13 protein-coding genes and 5 pseudogenes are annotated in these 17,049 nt (G+C 60.2%); 9 read left to right on the top strand and 9 right to left on the bottom strand.

What is annotated here, in order from left to right; translation table 11 throughout:
• Positions 1–15: 15 nt before the first annotated feature.
• On the bottom strand, positions 16–4,692 hold the full coding sequence (gene traA, locus AC6CHM_RS23930; protein WP_498175621.1) for a Ti-type conjugative transfer relaxase TraA: 4,677 nt from the start codon (positions 4,690–4,692) through the stop codon (positions 16–18).
• Between the two features lie 220 nt (positions 4,693–4,912).
• On the opposite strand from traA, the gene AC6CHM_RS23925 reads away from it, so the two are divergent.
• Genes AC6CHM_RS23925 through traG form a run of 3 tightly spaced genes read left to right on the top strand, consistent with a single transcriptional unit; the run spans position 4,913 to position 7,393 of the window.
• Complete coding sequence (locus AC6CHM_RS23925) at positions 4,913–5,137, top strand: TraC family protein (RefSeq protein WP_498175619.1); 225 nt, start codon at positions 4,913–4,915, stop codon at positions 5,135–5,137.
• 49 nt (positions 5,138–5,186) lie between these two features.
• Positions 5,187–5,450 (top strand): conjugal transfer protein TraD, encoded by a 264-nt coding sequence (locus AC6CHM_RS23920; RefSeq protein WP_498175685.1) that lies wholly within the window; start codon positions 5,187–5,189, stop codon positions 5,448–5,450.
• A 23-nt stretch (positions 5,451–5,473) separates the two neighbouring features.
• Entirely contained in the window at positions 5,474–7,393 is a 1,920-nt protein-coding gene (traG, locus tag AC6CHM_RS23915; protein ID WP_498175617.1) for a Ti-type conjugative transfer system protein TraG, read from the top strand.
• Here traG and AC6CHM_RS23910 read toward each other — a convergent pair.
• On the bottom strand, positions 7,377–7,619 hold the full coding sequence (locus AC6CHM_RS23910) for a hypothetical protein (RefSeq protein WP_498175615.1): 243 nt from the start codon (positions 7,617–7,619) through the stop codon (positions 7,377–7,379). The two genes, traG and AC6CHM_RS23910, sit on opposite strands and share 17 nt — an antisense overlap.
• Positions 7,620–8,113: 494 nt before the next feature.
• Here AC6CHM_RS23910 and AC6CHM_RS23905 point away from each other — a divergent pair.
• From AC6CHM_RS23905 to AC6CHM_RS23890, 4 genes and pseudogenes are all read left to right on the top strand, one after another.
• A pseudogene (locus AC6CHM_RS23905) lies at positions 8,114–9,119 on the top strand (IS110 family RNA-guided transposase).
• A 38-nt stretch (positions 9,120–9,157) separates the two neighbouring features.
• Positions 9,158–9,547 carry a DUF1173 family protein gene (locus AC6CHM_RS23900; RefSeq protein ID WP_498175613.1) on the top strand — a complete coding sequence of 130 codons (390 nt, stop codon included), beginning with the start codon at positions 9,158–9,160 and terminating at the stop codon, positions 9,545–9,547.
• A complete protein-coding gene (locus tag AC6CHM_RS23895; RefSeq protein WP_498175683.1) occupies positions 9,544–9,666 on the top strand; it encodes a DUF1173 family protein in 123 nt (40 codons plus the stop codon). Before AC6CHM_RS23900 ends, AC6CHM_RS23895 begins: the two co-directional genes overlap by 4 nt.
• Positions 9,667–9,698: 32 nt before the next feature.
• Positions 9,699–9,950: a WGR domain-containing protein gene (locus tag AC6CHM_RS23890; RefSeq protein WP_498175681.1), complete on the top strand. Its 252-nt coding sequence runs from the start codon at positions 9,699–9,701 to the stop codon at positions 9,948–9,950.
• Between the two features lie 157 nt (positions 9,951–10,107).
• Here the strand turns inward: AC6CHM_RS23890 and AC6CHM_RS23885 are convergent, their stop codons facing one another.
• The gene (locus AC6CHM_RS23885; protein ID WP_498175611.1) at positions 10,108–10,416 is read right to left on the bottom strand and encodes a DUF736 domain-containing protein; all 309 of its coding nucleotides are present in this window, start codon (positions 10,414–10,416) and stop codon (positions 10,108–10,110) included.
• A 477-nt stretch (positions 10,417–10,893) separates the two neighbouring features.
• Between AC6CHM_RS23885 and AC6CHM_RS23880 the strand changes: the two genes are divergently transcribed.
• Complete coding sequence (locus tag AC6CHM_RS23880) at positions 10,894–11,058, top strand: hypothetical protein (protein ID WP_498175609.1); 165 nt, start codon at positions 10,894–10,896, stop codon at positions 11,056–11,058.
• A gap of 56 nt (positions 11,059–11,114) precedes the next feature.
• Here the strand turns inward: AC6CHM_RS23880 and AC6CHM_RS23875 are convergent, their stop codons facing one another.
• The 5 genes and pseudogenes from AC6CHM_RS23875 to AC6CHM_RS23855 form a co-directional block, all read right to left on the bottom strand.
• On the bottom strand, positions 11,115–11,315 hold the full coding sequence (locus AC6CHM_RS23875) for a hypothetical protein (protein WP_498175607.1): 201 nt from the start codon (positions 11,313–11,315) through the stop codon (positions 11,115–11,117).
• A gap of 185 nt (positions 11,316–11,500) precedes the next feature.
• The gene (locus AC6CHM_RS23870) at positions 11,501–11,935 is read right to left on the bottom strand and encodes a hypothetical protein (protein WP_498175605.1); all 435 of its coding nucleotides are present in this window, start codon (positions 11,933–11,935) and stop codon (positions 11,501–11,503) included.
• A 55-nt stretch (positions 11,936–11,990) separates the two neighbouring features.
• A pseudogene (locus AC6CHM_RS23865) lies at positions 11,991–12,916 on the bottom strand (ArdC family protein).
• A 160-nt stretch (positions 12,917–13,076) separates the two neighbouring features.
• Positions 13,077–13,596 (bottom strand): annotated as a pseudogene (locus AC6CHM_RS23860) (hypothetical protein).
• 457 nt (positions 13,597–14,053) lie between these two features.
• Positions 14,054–14,340, bottom strand: a pseudogene (locus AC6CHM_RS23855) (hypothetical protein).
• An 89-nt stretch (positions 14,341–14,429) separates the two neighbouring features.
• Between AC6CHM_RS23855 and AC6CHM_RS23850 the strand changes: the two are divergent.
• Entirely contained in the window at positions 14,430–14,651 is a 222-nt protein-coding gene (locus AC6CHM_RS23850) for a hypothetical protein (protein ID WP_498175603.1), read from the top strand.
• 341 nt (positions 14,652–14,992) lie between these two features.
• On the opposite strand, the pseudogene AC6CHM_RS23845 reads toward AC6CHM_RS23850, so the two are convergent.
• A pseudogene (locus tag AC6CHM_RS23845) lies at positions 14,993–15,878 on the bottom strand (DUF3991 and toprim domain-containing protein).
• Positions 15,879–17,049: the final 1,171 nt, after the last annotated feature.

Raw genomic sequence — 17,049 nt, 5'->3', positions numbered from 1 at the left:
GACATCCCCTTCCTCCTATTGCCCGTTTATGCCTTTTGCCTGGGTGAGCGCCCGTATCTGGCGCTCGGCGATGACGTTCTGCTCGCGACCAGCACGAACGGCGTTCTGAAGTACCCTGAGCCGGGGTTGCATCACCGCCAAGATTTTTCGCTGCGCCGCCGGCACACGATGGACAACCGCTTGATCGCAACGCCCAACCGCGCCCGGGCCGAACCGCGCGTCGAGCGCCTTGCTGACGGCTGCGAACTCCGCCCTCACCCCAGCATCAAGTGATCGCACCAACTGCGGGATGTCATTGGGTGATTTCTCGATTACGGCGGCCAGCCGGACAAGCTCCGTTTCAGCGCGTCGTGACAATCCGGGGACCGGTACGCTCATGCGGTTCCTGTCTGCCTCCACAGCCGACTTCTCCGCATCAAAGGCACTTCGCCAGACCTGCCCCATGACGCGAACGCGTGCAACCGCCGTCTCCAGTGCCTGCTCTGCTTCCCTGCGTTCCCTGCCAGGTGCCAGAAGCCGCTCCATAATCCGGTTCGAGCCCCGCAACGCGCCATAGGCGGACGGTTCGTTCGCAATCGCCCTGGAAATGCGGTCGGGATCAATGCCTTTGGTGAAGAGATTCTCGACCGTCGAAAGAGCGGCAGCGGGATCACGCCAGACACGTTGCGCGACATCGGCGAAGCTTGCGCGCTGCTGCTTGTAAAGAGAACCGTCGGCAACGCGATGCCTCGCTTCGTCATCGACCGAAGTCTTGAACTCGGTAGCGGCAGCGAACATCGGCAAAGTTGGAGGTGCTGACATCTCTGGCGTGTGGGAGGGATCGTATACAGCCGGCGCGACGATGCGGCACGGATCACGCTTTTCAGCGAGATATTGCAGTTCGTTGAAGCGGCGCACAGCCGCAAACAGCATAGTGAGCTCTTTCCGTTTTGCCTCGGACGCTCCCTCGGGCATGCGCGCGACTATCTGCTTTTCGGCATGCTGATCGGCCTTCTCGGTAAAAGCGCTCCAGCCGAAGCGGGCGGTCAGTGCCTCACCGACGGCCTTCATCTCCTGCACCAGCGAACGCTCTTCGGCGGCATAGCCAAAGGCGATCTTATAGGCGCCCTCGCCACCCTTCTCGAACACCGCTTCGATTTCGTTGAGCCGCGCAACAGCATGCGATGACAGCGCAGGAACCGAAAGCGACATGGCAACACGGCGCGCATATTCGAGGCCTTCATAAGTGGCCCGGTCACGCTTGAAACCATCGGCGTGACTGCGCGCCAGAGGTATGAGCCCGTCCACGGCCGCCACGGAGGTCGCCCGTTCCTTGCGGGCCTTCTTCCCGTCGATCAGGCTGTCGCTGCCACGCATAGCCCCAAGCATTGAGGGACCACAAGCAAGACTTTTACCAAGCTGCCGCGGCTCGACATCTACATCCGACGCCTGGGCGTTTAGCCGATCGAGGGCAGCGGCAGGATCCCGATAGATGCAGTCGAGCACGGGCAGCAGGATCGCCTCTCGCTCTTTCCACCGCGCCGACGCCAGATGTGCTGTCCGCGCGTCTTCCTCCAGCGAGCGGATAAAGCTCGCCTGCGGCGCGAGCAAGTATCGCGCATCTTCGACACTCGGCGCCATCTGCGCCGGCGCGATCCCCGCCTTTCCGACAGATACCGAGGCAACCGTTTCCATCCGAACTGCCTGATCGTCATAGGAGACGCTGCGCTCCTTCTCGATCGCAAAGCCGAGCGCGACGCTGGCGCGCTCCCAAAGCAGTGCCACGCGATCACGTTGTGCGCCAATCCATGACAGGTGCCGCTCAACCCCCCGCTCCATTCCAGCAGCAAGCTCGATGGCGTGATCCATGCGGCGGCGCCGGGCGAAGTCGACAATCTGTGCCTGGTAGCCCGCTTCGGATTCGTAGTCGAGCGTGGTCGACTTGGCGCCGGAGCGTGACAGGCGCTCGACCAGTTGCCTGAACAGTGCCGGGCGATGGCTTTCCTGATCGATACGTGTCTGGCGGACTTCCGCAGTCTCGACGTGCTCTGCGGTCCAGACATTGCGCTCGACCTTCCGTTCTTCGAAGACCTTCTTGCCGGTTTCGGGATCGACGACCGGGACCCGCACCGTCACTTGCTCGACACCATCCTTGCGTAAAGTGACGGTGTCGCCGTCCTCGACGCCGCCTTTCTCAATGGCCTTTGGAAGGCTGACACCCCAGACGCGATGGATCACTCCGTCGTCGGTCCTCACGTCTGCATACGGGCTGTCTTTGGCATTCTCGTCGCTCGGCCGGAATTTCGCTTCGCCGGTTTCGACCAGTTCGCCAGTGAAACCGGCGGCGTGATCAATACGCTCCGCCCTGCCCCATTTTTCGCGCGGCGCAAAATCCTCATGCGCCATATAGAGATCGGCGCGATCGCGATGACGCGACATCGCCACATAGGCGAGATGCTGATCCATCATGTCGGTGGCGAGAACGAACGTCCGGTCGACGGTCGCGCCCTGTAATTTGTGCACCGTCGCCGCATAGCCGTGGTCGACATTGCGATAGGTGTCCTGACCGAAAGTCACCTCTCGGCCCGCGTCCAGCTTCACCGTCAGCAGCGTCTCACCGCGCTCGTTCGTCGTTCGAACAACGGTGCCAAGCATGCCGTTCTTGACTTTCTGCACGGAAAGATGCGCGGCACGTTTCTCAAAGAAGCGGGCGTTTTCGAGAAAGATCAGTCGGTCGCCAATGGCGAACTGCCGTACACCGCGTTCTGTCTGGTACACGCGTTCCTCGCTAAGCGTTTCTTGGCGACCCATCACGGAACGTATCGCATGGTTGAGCTTTCCGACATCATCATTGGTTTGCGCCAGAACCAGCAGTTCCGAGCCACTCAGGACGCGGCTTTCGGATTCGGCCTTCTTTCGGCAGTCCTCCCTGGCGTGCCCCCAATCGACGACGAGCCGCTCGATCACCGCATCGCGGGTTTCAAGCTGGATGATGCGATCGTGCTGCGCATAAGCGTCCAGCGCCTCCTCGACCTTGCCGCGGGCAAACAAGCGCGATGCATCGCGCGCCCATTGTTCGCGCTGGCGACGCACGCCGGTCAATTCGGCAAATCCGATGCGTTCGACAACAGCCCGGAACGCCGCGCCCGCCTGGATCGGCTGCAACTGCATCGGGTCCCCGACCAGCACCGCTTTCGCGCCGGCGTCTTCCACGATTTTGAGTACGCGCGCCAATTGCTCTGACGACACCATGCCGGCCTCGTCGACAATCAGCACGTCGCCTTTTTGCAGTGTTTCGCGTCCGTCCGCCCACGCCAGTTCCCATGATGCCAGCGTGCGCGATTTGATACCGGAACTGTCTTCAAGTCCCTCGGCCGCCTTGCCCGCCAGCGCCGCGCCAGTGACACGTCTGCCATCGCGTTCCCACACCATTCGCGCCGCGTCGAGCAGCGTCGATTTTCCCGCACCGGCTAATCCGACCACGGCGGCGATCCCGCTATCGCCGGTGACGTGACGGACGGCATCGACCTGTTCGGTGTCGAGCCTGAACGGCTTTTCCGGATCGCGGCTCTTCACCACGCGAATGGCATCTTCGACTTTCTCGGATGTCACCCTGAAGCCAGATCGCCGCGAGAGTTCCTGCGCCGACCGCGCCATATCGTATTCGACGCGCAGCATGGCGCGTGTCGTGAATACAGCGACCTCGTTTACCTTACCCGTGTCGGGGTCGATCTGCTGCGGCTTCAGCGTCACCAGATCCGGCGACGCCATCAGTTGCGAACGGATATTGGCGAAGACCGCCGGATCATCGACATAGCGATGCAGCGCCTTGGCGATTTCGCGCTCATCGAATGTTGAGCGTTCGCGGCTGAGTTGCTTGAGTAAAAGGTCGGGCTCGTCGGAAAGGCGGTCGGCCATTTCCTGCCGACGCGCCAGCGCCGCCGGGGCAAAATACATCTCCTGGCCCTTCCGGGCCAAGGCCGCCTTTGCCGGGCCGAGATGGCTTTGGGCGATGCCGTCGAGGCCCTGCTCGGCATAGGCACGACCGTCCAGGCGGATATCGTGGCCTCCAAGCGCAAGATGCTTGTTGGCCGTTTCCGCCCAGCCGATCTTCCAGGCCTTCATCGTGTCCTTGTCGCCGGCCCACAGCCTATAGACGATCTTACCCTTGGGGCGATCTGGGGTGACGACACGTAGCGGCTTGCCGTCATCGCCGAGAACCGCGACCTTCTTGTTGCCGAAACCGTCATCCGTCAATGGCCGCAAGGTCGTCATCAGATGGATATGAGGATTGCCGTCCTTGTCGTGATAGACCCAATCCGCGACCATGCCCTTTGATGTGAGGTGGTCGCGCACGAATTCGCGCACCAGCATGATGTTCTCCGCCCTCGACAGTTCCTCCGGCAGCGCGAAGATCATCTCACGGGCAAGCTGCGAGTCGACCCTTTTCTCGAACGCATCGACGGCATTCCACAACACCTCAGCCGCACCGGCGATCGTCCGTCCATCGATCATGGTGCGCAACCACGCCGGGGTCTCGTCGGGCAGGGCCAGTTCCTCATGCACGAGCTCTGCGTTGCCGCCCTCATTGCGGAACGTCATTCCGGTCTGCTCTTCCTTCATCCTCGTACGGTGGCGATAGGCGGCGGCCGAGACGGCACTGCGTCCCGCTCCCCGGCTGATCACCTGTGCCCGTACGAACATGATCGCCATGCGATCCAGACCTCTCCCAAACATGTCGCATCTCGCGACGTATATTGCGCCCTCGAACAAATTGGGCCGCAGGACCGATCCCGCTTCTCGGGATGCGGCATCGGTGGCGCAGACCAAAAATGAGCCTCACGGCTCATTGGAAACTAGCATCTTTTACTATGCGTTTCTATACGGTATAATCACCGCGCATAGAAAGACTCTCGGAAAGGAAAAACATAAAATGCGCGGTAAATCCACGATCTCAGAGATTGACGCCCAGATTGAGAAACTACGCGAAAAACGCCGTGGAATTCTAGCAAAAGCCAATGAGCGCTTCGCGCGCGCCGCTGCCAAGGCGGGGCTGGCAGAGATGGATATTCCTGACAATGAGCTCGACGCCGTCTTTGAGGAGATCGCCGCGCGATTTCGCAAAAACGGCAAGGTGTCTTCAGGCGCATCTGCTTAAGCGTCTCGATCGGAGCATTCTGGCCATGGAGCGAAGGCGGCGGCAGATGATGACAGAGGATCGCAAGAAAGACGCGCGGGAAAAGTTCACGCTTGGCGGATTGGTGGTGAAGGCGGGGTTGCGACAGGCCGACCGGGCATTTCTGCTCGGGCTGCTGCTGGAAGCCGCGACCGTGCGTGTCGGATCGGCCGAGCATTATCGGTTGAAAGCAAAAGGCGGCATGGCCTTTCAGCGTGACCGCGTGAAAAGCGCAGAAGCGGCGGATGCAGGATCGCCAGTCTCCGACCATCCCGCAAAGACCAACGGCGAATAAGCGCCAGCAAAAGGAAGTCGGGCATGGCGGGGAACACCAAACTGAAGCCGGCGCTGTTATGGGCGATCTTGCCTGTCGTCGTGACAGCAATGACACTGGCTGCCACGTCGTACAGATGGCAGGGAATGGCAGGCGGCTTCACATCGGAGAACGCCTGGTGGTTTCTGAGATCGGCACCGATCCCCAATCTTATGTTCGGTCCGATCGCGGGACTGATCACCGTATTCGCTTTACCGATGCATCGCCGCCGGCCTGTGGCGATGGTTAGTCTAATCTGCTATCTCGGGGTGGCAGGCTTTTACGCATTGCGTGAATATGCGCGCCTGTCTCCATCGGTCGGGAGCGGCGCGGTGACGTGGGACGAAGTGCTGTCCTATCTCGACTTCTTCGCCGTCATTGCCGCGGCCGTCGGTTTCGTCATCGTCGCGATTTCGGCGCGGATATCGGTCGTGGTGTCCGATCCGGTGAAGCGCGCCAAGCGGGGAATCTTCGGTGATGCCGATTGGCTCACCATGTCGGCGGCGGGAAAGCTCTTTCCGCCAGACGGCGAGATCGTCGTCGGCGAGCGCTACCGTGTCGACAAGGAGACGATCCGCGACGTGCCGTTCCATCCAGCCGACCGGCAGACATGGGGCAGCGGCGGGACCGCGCCGCTGCTCACCTACAAGCAGGATTTCGATTCCACCCACATGCTGTTCTTTGCCGGATCGGGAGGCTTCAAGACCACCAGCAATGTCGTACCGACGGCACTGCGCTATACCGGTCCGCTGATCTGCCTCGACCCGTCGACCGAGATCGCACCAATGGTTATTGAGCACCGGACGCAAACACTCGGGCGCGAATGTATGGTCCTCGATCCGACCAATCCCGTGACGGGTTTCAACGTTCTCGACTGGATCGAAACATCCAAACACAAGGAAGAGGATATTGTCGCCGTCGCGCATATGCTGCTGTCGGAGAGCGCGCGGTTCGAATCCTCGACCGCCAGCTATTTCCAGAACCAGGCGCACAACCTCCTGACGGGTTTGCTCGCCCATGTGGTCCTCTCACCTGAATATGCCGGGCAGAGGAACCTGCGCAGTTTGCGCCAGATCGTCTCCGAGCCCGAACCGTCAGTGCTCGCCATGCTGCGCGAAATTCAGCAGACATCGGCATCCGCCTTCATCCGCGAAACGCTCGGCGTTTTCACCAACATGACCGAACAGACATTCTCCGGCGTGTACTCGACGGCCTCGAAGGATACGCAGTGGCTGTCGCTCGATGATTATGCCGCGCTCGTCTGCGGACGATCATTCAAATCGGGCGATCTCGTCGCCGGCAAGAGGGACGTATTCCTGAACATTCCCGCCGCCATCCTGCGGTCCTATCCGGGCATTGGCCGGGTGATCATCGGCTCGTTGATTAATGCGATGACACAGGCCGACGGCGCGTTTCAGCGCCGGGCCCTGTTCATGCTCGATGAGGTGGACCTGCTCGGCTATATGCGTGTCCTCGAAGAGGCGCGCGATCGCGGCCGTAAATACGGCGTCACCTTGATGCTGATGTACCAGTCGGTCGGACAGCTCGAGCGGCACTTTGGGAAAGACGGCGCGACATCATGGATCGACGGATGCGCGTTCGCCTCCTATGCCGCGATCAAGGCGCTCGAGACCGCAAGGAACGTTTCGGCGCAATGCGGCGAGATGACCGTCGAGGTTCAGGGCAAATCCCGCAATGTCGGCTGGAGCAATTCCAACAGCGGCACGCGACGGTCGGAAAGCCTCAACCTGCAGCGCCGGCCGTTGATCATGCCGCACGAAATCACCCAACAAATGCGCAAGGACGAGCAGATCATTATCGCGCAGGGGCACGACCCGATCCGCTGCGGGCGAGCGATCTACTTCCGGAGAAAGGACATGGATGCGGAGGCTAGCCCTAACCGCTTCGTCAAGTCCGGCGGTTAGGCTCTGGCCGGTAGCGATCGAACGTATCTTCCGCGCCGGGAGGCGCAAACCAGTCGAGGAACAGATTGTAACCGACCGCAAAGACGAACATGCCGAACGCGGAGGAAAGGAAAACCCGACACGGCATGGGTGCGGCTTTCGCATTGACGAAAACACCGAGCGAGACGAGCAGCATGACGATGCCGGCGACGAACAGAAAGCCGACACGGCCAATGGTCTCGAGCAACGTTGAAGGGCAATGCGATGAGGAAAGGCATCGGGCGCAACGTCGCCCGCGCATCGCCCGGGGCAGCGTCGAAAGCCTCTTGGGCGCCGTTCATGGGATCTCGCATCCGTTGTCCTTTCGCAGTGAGCGTCATTATACCTGAAATTGGAAGAATGAGAATCGATGGAGTTCAACTGACGCAACAGGAACACCAACGAACCACGCTGCAGGAGCAAAACGAATACAGGTTTAGGCGTGAAGAGGAGATGTCATGAATGCGGGGTGAGCGGCCAAATCGGCCCGATTCTGTTATGGTGTTGGGCAAGGCGGATAGGTTTCAGGTTGCATCGATATTTAGGGCTTTTGACCCTGCAGAGGAGATTACCCGTCGCCTGCTTCCGAGCGACCATCTTGAGACCCGGTGACAGCCGGTGACCTCGTATAGGAGTTTGGCTTGGCCGTTCACACCCCTTTTGCGGGGTTCCGCCTCACGCCAACGAAAAGGAGTATAGCAAATGGCGCATATCGGTGTCGATCTTCATACCAACAGTTTTACCGCCTGCCGTCTGGATCAGGATGGGGCTGAAACATTGGCGACATTCCAACTGGCGGCAACCGATCTCGACCGGTTCTGTGCAAGCCTGTCGCCCGATGATGAAATCGCGGTGGAAGCCACCGGCAACAGCACGTGGTTCCGCGACCAAGTGATTGGCTCGGTCAAACGGGTTGTCGTGGTCAATGCCAAGCAGTTCCAGGTGATCCGCAAGTCGGTGAAAAACACCGACAAGAACGATGCGCGCTCTTTGGCGTTCTTCCTGTCGAAGGACATGCTGCCGGAAACCGGGTGAAATCCATCGACCTTCTGGTCAAGCAACGCAACCGGCTTCTGAACAAGATCCACGCTCAATTAGTTTGCCATGGCATCAAGATCAAAAAGGAAAGCCTTGGTACCAAGCGGGCCCTGGAAAAGCTGGAGATCAACGGTTCTCAACATTGGAACAGTTGGAGCTGACCATTATCCGCGATCAGGCAATCAGTCTGGCAGCAGCGATCGCCAAGATGGACAAGGAGATTGAACCGGCGGCGGCCAAACTGGAAGGCTACGAAGGACTGAACTCCATCAAGGGTATTGCTCCGCGCTCGGCAGCGGTGTTCCTCACCGCCATCGGCAATGTCAATGACTTCCACAATGCCTACAAGTTGGCGGCCTATCTTGGCATCGTGCCGAAGGTGAACCAGTCCAACGACACTGACAATCGCGGCAGGATTACCAAGCGCGGCGATAAGCTGGCGCGCGCCACTCTCGTGCAATGCACCCTGATCGCCATCCGCTATTCCGGCTACCTCAACAGCTATTACCGGCGCATCAAGGACCGGCGCGGCGCCGGCAAGGCCATCATCGCCACGGCGCGAAAACTGCTCGCCATCATCTACGATACGCTCAAAAACAAATGGGTGTTTGAGAACTTTCCCAACTTCAAAATCGTAACAAATTCGATTGTCTCTGGACAAGCATCATAGGAGACTATTCTGATGATGACCGCTGGAGCCGGAAGATCATGAGCCGGCATATCCGCATGGGCGGGATCGATGTTGATGTCGCAGATGCTGCGCTCGACGACCGGCTGGCGGATGCCTACTCGCGTCGTGAACATCCATTTTGTCTCTGCCAGATGGAAGGCGTGTCGATGTATATCGCGCGGTTTGGAGACCGTCATATCCTAAAACGGATGCCGGGCACCGGAGCGCAGCTTGCGCCCGACTGCGAGTCCTACGACCCGTCATCCACCCTGTCGGGCCTGAGCGCGGTCGAGGGCGAGGCAATCATCGAGAATGTGGAAGACGGCATGACGGCCTTGAGGCTCGGATTCAGCCTTTCGAAGCTCGGCGGACAGACCGCTCCTGCAATCGGTGACAGCGTTGATCCTGACGACGTCAGTCCTTTCTGAGCAGAGCGGTTCAGTCGCAGGGCAATCGCCGTTCACTCGCGATTCTGATCGCAGAGGTGAAGGAGATACAGCCGGCTCGGTCTGGCTCGCGCGTGATAGTCAAACACGCCCCGCGCTAATCGTGCAACCCTACAAGCTTTACGTCGAGCGAATGGAGCCCGCGAAGAATATGGCCCAGTTTTACGCTATGTCGATCGAGGCGACTCTGTTCGGAGACGTCTGCCTGACCCGGCGGTGGGGGCGCATCGGCGCGCGTGGCCAAGCCATGCAACATCATTTCAACAAAGCGGAAGACGCCGTGCAGCTCTTCCTGGAGCTGCTGCGCAGCAAACGGATGCGCGGTTACGGCCCGCAAACGGGCGGTCACCAGCGGCATAGTCGCCGAGCTCGGCGAACCTCATAGGCCGATCGGTCCGGCCTATGAGGTTTCGTATCAGGGCGAAAGCCTCCTAAAAAGCCGGATAGCAGCAAAAAAACCGGGAGCCAAGCTCGATGTCTGGTTCCGGCTTCTCCATACGACAGAGGACCCGCCCGTGCGGGCGGATCCTCTGTCGGGGCGATCAGTCCCGGTTGGAGCGGGACCAGATCAGTTGCAGACCTTCCTCGCCTTCCACCTCGATCAGGGTGGCGTAGATCGGAGCCGGGAAGCTCGGATCGTCCAGCTTGACCGAGAGGTAGTCGCGGCCTTCTGCGGAGACTTTCTGCCAGGCGGCGCCGAGTTCGACATTGCCGGAGAAGATGCGGAAGTGCGGTCCTTTGTCGGAGGGGTTTTCGATGCGGACCAGCTTGGCCTTGACGTTGAGGTTGAGAGTCTTGATCGAACCGTTAAAGCCGTTGCCGGTGGAAGCGAAGGTGCCGATGGCAGCCATGTGTCTCATTCCTTTGTTACTCGGGCCGCGCCCATCGCGACCTCGATGACGGTCGGTGGACCGGAGGCGATCGACTGGCACCCACCGGGGTCCCCGTTGCGCGTGCGCAATGGGGTGGTCCTTAGGGCTGGAACGAAGTGGAAGGCGGCCGGGAGGGACTTTCTTGATCCGCGGGGAATGGCGGCGCAGCCGTCAGGGGAAGAAAGTCGTGAAGGCCGTTGCCGGGACAAGATCGAGAGCCCGCTATAGCGGATCGGTCTTCGGTCAGACCAGTCACATCGAGGACGCAGATGGTCGTGGCCTTTGTGGAAAGCGGAATGAAGACCGGCGTTTCCGTCGACGGCGTTGTAGCCACGAGACAGCGACCGTTCGGTCAGGCGCCAATCGCGACCACAGTCAACCCACGCACCGTCTCGAATCCCAAAGGCGAGGACCACGGTCTCATTGTCCCGCACCCGGTTTCGACACGGAGATCCTGTGGAAGATCAGCGAGAGAACCGCCTGACGCTAAGCGCCATGCTGACCCACGCATTGAAACCACGCTGCGTCTATGGCCCGCGATTGGGGGAAAGCGGTCAGAAATTGGCTATCCGGCTCTCGTCGGCAACCGAGACAGGCGACCGTGCAGGCGGGGTTCTGTGAGGCGGCAGGTTTTGGTCCGATCGCAGAACCGGCGGTCTATCGGAATGAATCCGGCTTCACACACCACACATGCCCTCGAACTCATTCGGCCGGAGATCGAGCTGGCCGCGGTCGGCTGCGGTGGACAAATCGACATCCTCGAGAGGCACGCATGATCGATGCAGATATTCCTCGCCGCGGATGCTCCTGAGCCCGGTCCTCAGCGCACGATCGACCTCAATGGCATCCTCCCAGGCTGCACCATCGTGATCACGCATGGATCGCCACATGGCGTTGCTGTGAACAGGGCAACCAATACACGCGCTTTTCGATTAGCGGGATGCGCTTGACCTGCCACGCCTCGAAACTCGACTTTGCCCGCACAATCTCGTCCGTCGAGATGCCTATCCAGCATTCGATGACCGGAAACGCAGGAGAGCGTTTGCACGTCAGGCGCGCAAGCTCACGCACCTTCCGACGGATTGGAACAATCTTTTAGTCGGTGGTGCATTGACGGCGAATCATGCCGATCAACACCGTCTCCGTCGTCGTCTGACGTGTAGCGATTTCGATCAGGTCCCTCTTCGTCCTCGTCGAAGACCGGGACCATCGCGCCTGCCGGAGTAACGGTCTTGGCGAAGGCGGGGATCGAGGCCCAGCGGTTGCCCTGCCCGGCCGGGATTAACTGCTCGCGAATATTGCCGTCCGAAACAATATGGACCGGGAACGGCAAAACGTTGGGTGACATCAGCCATGCGAGATGATCGTAGACGGCCTGTGGCTCCCAGCCGGTGTCTGCGAAAATAGCGCAATCGGGCATGGGGCCGATCGCACCATGTGCCGCCATCAACGCAAGTGTGGTGGATTGCACGCCGGCGCCAAGCGAAAGCGCGCGCAAGCGTAACGAGGAAGGCTCTCAACGCCCTCCCCCATGACGTTCGGAGCGCGCAGCATCACGCCGCCTCCGCGACCCGGGTCGCACCCGGCTGGAGATCGTGCAGATAGTTGACAGCACGCTGGGCATGCGCCGCCGCGGCGAAGATGAAGCGCTTCTCGTTCTTGAGAATGCCAATCCAGCTCGCCAGACAGCCGGCGTGGTCCGGCCTTGGCTCCAGCTCGGGGACAATGCCGAGATCGGCCGCCAGAAAGCAGCCCCCAGATCCGCGACCAACTCTTCGTGCGCCCTGAAGGAGCGATCCTTGTGATAGCGGGAGAGGTTGCGATCCAGCCGCTTTTCCGAGCCGACCCAATGGGTCAGCTCATGCCCTAACGTCGCATAGTAACTCGGGGCATCGCGAAAGCTCTCGAAGGGCGGCATCTGCACGATATCGAGCGTCGGATTGAAGAATGCCTCGTCGTCGCCGTGGCGGATGACAGCCCCGGTATTGGTGAAGAAGGCATCCGCGTGCTCGATCCGCTCCACCGGATCGGCGACCGGCGCGGGATTGCCGTAATATTGCGCCGGCAGATCGGCGATCTAATCGGCGCAGAACACGGTGTAGGCCTTGAGGAAGGTAATGCCCCGTTCGACTTCCTCGCCTTTCGCATCTGTTTCGGTGCGGGTGAAATGGCTGGCATAGATGACCATGGAGCCGGTCTCGCCCTTGCGGACATGACCGCCGAGTTCGACGCTCTGCTTGAACGTCATCCAGGTGGGAGAGACGAACCATCTCGCCACTGTCTCCGACCAGAGAAGCAGCGTATTGATGCCCTGATAGGGTAGACCATTGTGGCGCAGCGGTCGTGTGATGCGACCCGTCGTATTCCCGGCGCTCCACGGCTGTACCCAAGGGCGCACGCCGTTCTGCAGATCCGCGACGATGCGGTCGGTGATCTTCGCGTAGATATCGACGCGGGATTTGCTCTTTTTCCTGCTCATTTTCGAACCTCAATTCGAGGCCGCGACTGGCGCGGCCTCCACCTTCACTCTCATTTGTCGGATTTGGATGGTGGCCACCCAGATCGAGGCCGGCGTCCGCAAGGACGCCAGCCTCGATCTGGGAAGATGAGGGCGGAGCTTCGGCTCCGCCCGGGGTCTGTTAGCCAAGAGCCGCCATCTGGAGATCGGCTGCCTGGCTGCTGACTGTCTGGCCGGGGTTCTCGACCTGACGCTCGTAGGGCTTCCAGATTTCGCCGACGATATGCTCGTAGGCAGCGACGGCACCCTCGGCGGCCATGCGCAGGGCGTGAGACTGAAGACCCATGTCGGCGGCGAATTCGCGCTTGCGCTGCGCGTTGCTGTCGAAGCCGACCGGACCGTCCAGATCCTCGTCGCGAATGTCGTTAGCGAGCTTTGCCGTAGCGTCTTTCGCTTCGGTGACGGATCTGCATCGCCTTGTCGGAAAGTCCCTCGGAGAGGGTGTCAGCGCCTTCGATCAGGCTGCGCTGGTGGAAGTCACGGATGCCGTCGCTGTCGAGGAGGGGGAGGCCGAAGCTTTCGGAAATGAGCGCGGCCTGGTTGCCATCCGGGCAGCAGAGCCAGACCATTTCGAGGGTCGTGCCCTTGCGGAGCGGGACGACGCGGGCCTTGGGCTTCGGGGAGCGAGTTGAACTGGACATTGAGCTTTCCTTTCTAACGATGCCCTTCAGGTGATCGGCCCTCGGCCGTTCTTTCCTGCGGGTGCGGTCGAAAGGGACCGGCGGAAACTGGACGCTTCACGGTCCGGACCCTGCCAGGCGAGCGAGGCCGGCTTGCGACGAAGCGGGGGCAGTCCTTCACGGGTCCCTGCGCGGGACGCGGGCCGGCCTTGCCGAGACCGACGGGGTTCCGGCCGCCCTGCGGCGCGATAGAGGCCAGCCGCTGGCTCAGACCGCAGCAAACCCGCCGGGAAGACCGGCAAGGGGAGGTCTACGACAACGGCACGCGTCCAGTCGACCCGCTCCGCCATGGTGTTCGATGGCCTGCCGCCCTACCGAAAGGTACCCACGGCATGACGGCGCTGTTGTGCCACCGTGGTTGCGTCCAGCATCACCGCCACGGATGAATGCCGGCCTGCGACAAGAACGACATCCCGCTTTACTCACACAGCTCGTCCGGTTGAAGCTGCGCCCGCAACGCCGCTACGGCACTTTCGTGACGTGCCATTTTGCGCGTCAAGGCGGCGATTTCCGGCTGACGCTCCGCGGTAATGGCAGCCGGATTGGCCCGATACCGTTCGAGGAATGCCCTGGATCGGGCGACTTTCCCCGCCGATACTTGGTCTGGCGCGGATGCAATTGTGGTATCAGCGCCGTCATGCGCCGCGTGATCTGCCGGTCGATCATGTTCAACTGACGCTGCATTTTCCGGCGAGCTTCCTCCATGCGGAAGAGCTGCGCCCGGCGGGCGGGCTCCACCTTCACGCTGGTCTTCCCTGCCAGTTAACAAAGATCGACGGACCGCCATAGACGGCGTGTCGCTCCGGATCGATGACGAAGCCGAAGCGGCCGACACGATATTAACCCGAGGGGACAAGGAAGCGACGATCCTCGCTGCCCAGCCCGCATTTGCCGCCGGGGTGGCGATATTGTCGAGCTTTTCCGCGATCCGCCGCTCCGCGGAGACTAATCTGTTCTCCGGCCTGCGGTTCCTGGATGTGTCCGTGATTGTCCGGCATCCAGATTGTCCTTATTGATAGGTCTGCGACTGACGTTTTCAAAGTTGCCAAATAATAACTTTAGCGAGTCACAAATGTTATAGGCGAAGCGATCGACTGGTAGGGCGGCACCATGTCCGATGGTAGCGATAAAATACCTTGGCAAAAAAGTAATTTTGCTGACGTCTTCTAAAATTGGCCTCTTGGATATCAATGGGTTATACGATCTCAAGGGTAATTTACCTTGGCAATCGACAATTGAGGCTGTGAGGACCGAGCCGAGCGCCGACTCAGCGCACCCCCTGCGTATCGACATGGTCGATTTCCAAAGGACATTGGCGGGCACGACCCGCGCGGAACGATGAAAGGCTATCAAACCTTCAAACGGACGCCGCCGCCTGCAGCATCGCGTTCCAGTCGGCTGCGGCCGGCTTCAACCGCTCGAAGTCACAGGAGAGTTCGCCGGCAAGATCACGCAGCCGCGACACGAACGCTTCTCCTTGCGGGTTGGCGTCAGTGGCCGCGACAAGCCGGACATCCGGACGCTTGCCCAATTGACGGATGGCAGCATCGGTGGCCGGCGACCAGCCGCCGCCAGTGCTGACATAAAGCGTATCGCGCCGAGTGTTTTCGATGGTGGCGAGGCTCATGGCGTCGATCGCCGCTTCGGTGACGCACATGCGGCGAGCCTGCTGCTGACCGAACCGGAACAGCAGCTTGTTGCCGCCAGCCGCGCCACTCGGATCCCCGTTCCTCCCAGCCGGTGACGATACCGATCGCGTCTGTGTGCGCAGCCCACATGCTGCCCTGCGGTCCCTCCCGCAGATGGTTTTGGAAGATAGCGGTACGGATCACCCGCTCTGGGAGATGCCGCTCGTCGCGCAGGTAGCGCCAGGTCGCCGATCCGTGCCACGGTTTGCGCTGCCTCGTCCATCGTTCCGCGACAGACCGATCCGGTGTCTCAGCCTGCTGCTTCCATTCCGGTTCGCTCGGCGCGAAGCCAGCCAGGGAGGCTACCCGTACAAATGCTTCCACGAAATCGCAGCCGTCCAGATGCTGTGAAAGCGAATAGACGTCACCCTTGGCGTCGGATAGCGGATCGAACCAGCCCTTGCCATCGTGGATGACGATGATGATGTCGTCGCCACGGCGATATTTCAGCGCCTTGCGCGTGCTTTGCTTCAAATCGATCGCAAAGCCATCTGTCTCAAGCACTGCCGCACAGCCGACTCGGCTGCGTAACTCTTCTATGTCTGCCTTATCCATTTTTCTCTCCCGCCGCCTTCCGGCTTGCCGTTTTCCACTCTCTCTTCCGCACAAGTTGCGGAACACTCCCCGAAACGCCGCAAAGGGGAAAGGGTGCACGGGCGCGGCGTCAGCCGCGGCGCAGCCTCCCTTGCAGCCTGCCGCTCGCAAGCGGCACGCCGAACGGGAAATCCGTTGTCGAACCCGTCGGACACTTTGGTAGCGATCGAACCGTGCGCTGCAGTTGACCATGTATGCGATCCCGAACGCATCGTTGAGGACATCGTAACCTCGCCAAACATCTCGTGGATATCTCCAGTGCCGTCCCCATCTGACGGTGCGGTCGCGTGGCCCGCAGCCTCATGCAAAAGATCTGCCCTCGCTAGGCAACCGCATACTGCAGGTTTTGTCGGCGCAGCCTAAAGGTCTGGTGGATTTTCCCGCGAGTCTTGAACGATGTCACGCCAAGAGCAAATGAAAGCGCCACACTCCCGACAATGGACCGGTGATTCCGGATACAGTTCTTCAAGTATACGCGTAAACACTGAGCCGCATTCCTGACATGTGAGTGGCGATCGCAGTTCATGCATGGGCTCTTCACAATCTATCTGAATAGCAGGCCTTCACCATGGTATACCCAACAGCACTTCAGCGCCAGATTGTTGGTCCTCAGGTTTGCGAGGACTAACGGGATCCTGATACTCGGTTTGCCCTTCTTCCTGCTCGCGCCTTCGTCCGGTTCAACATGCTGCCTGTGTTCTAAGTCGTCTTGTTTTTGGTTGTTCCTCGGTGGTCCCGGTTATTGGGAGGTTGTTCATCACCGCTTGATTCGCAAACAACTGTTCGTCCAGTTCTTGCAAATCGGATGGAGATCGGCCATCCAATTCAGCGGGTTCCGCGTCTTTGGCTGATCGTAAGGTTCTCCTGAACTGTCTCCGGAAAACTCCTGGTTTCTTTTTTCCTGGTAGATTTTTGTCGGGCGATGCGCGTGCTTGCGTAGAATGTCCGCCGGTTACTTGGTCCCAAAGAAACCTTGTCAAGTCGGCTCACCGACGTCTCTGATCGAGCGAGGCGCATTTTTTAAACATCAATTAATTCTAGTATGTCGATCTACAGTTGTTTACGTTTGATCGTTGGTCCCGTTTACAATCATGTGCCAGTGTCAGGGGCAACTTCGTCGTCTAACCATAAT

Source organism: Phyllobacterium sp. GQ127 (assembly GCF_059758635.1).
Note: the sequence above shows the minus strand (reverse complement) of the source record. Positions and strands in the feature narration are given on the sequence as shown.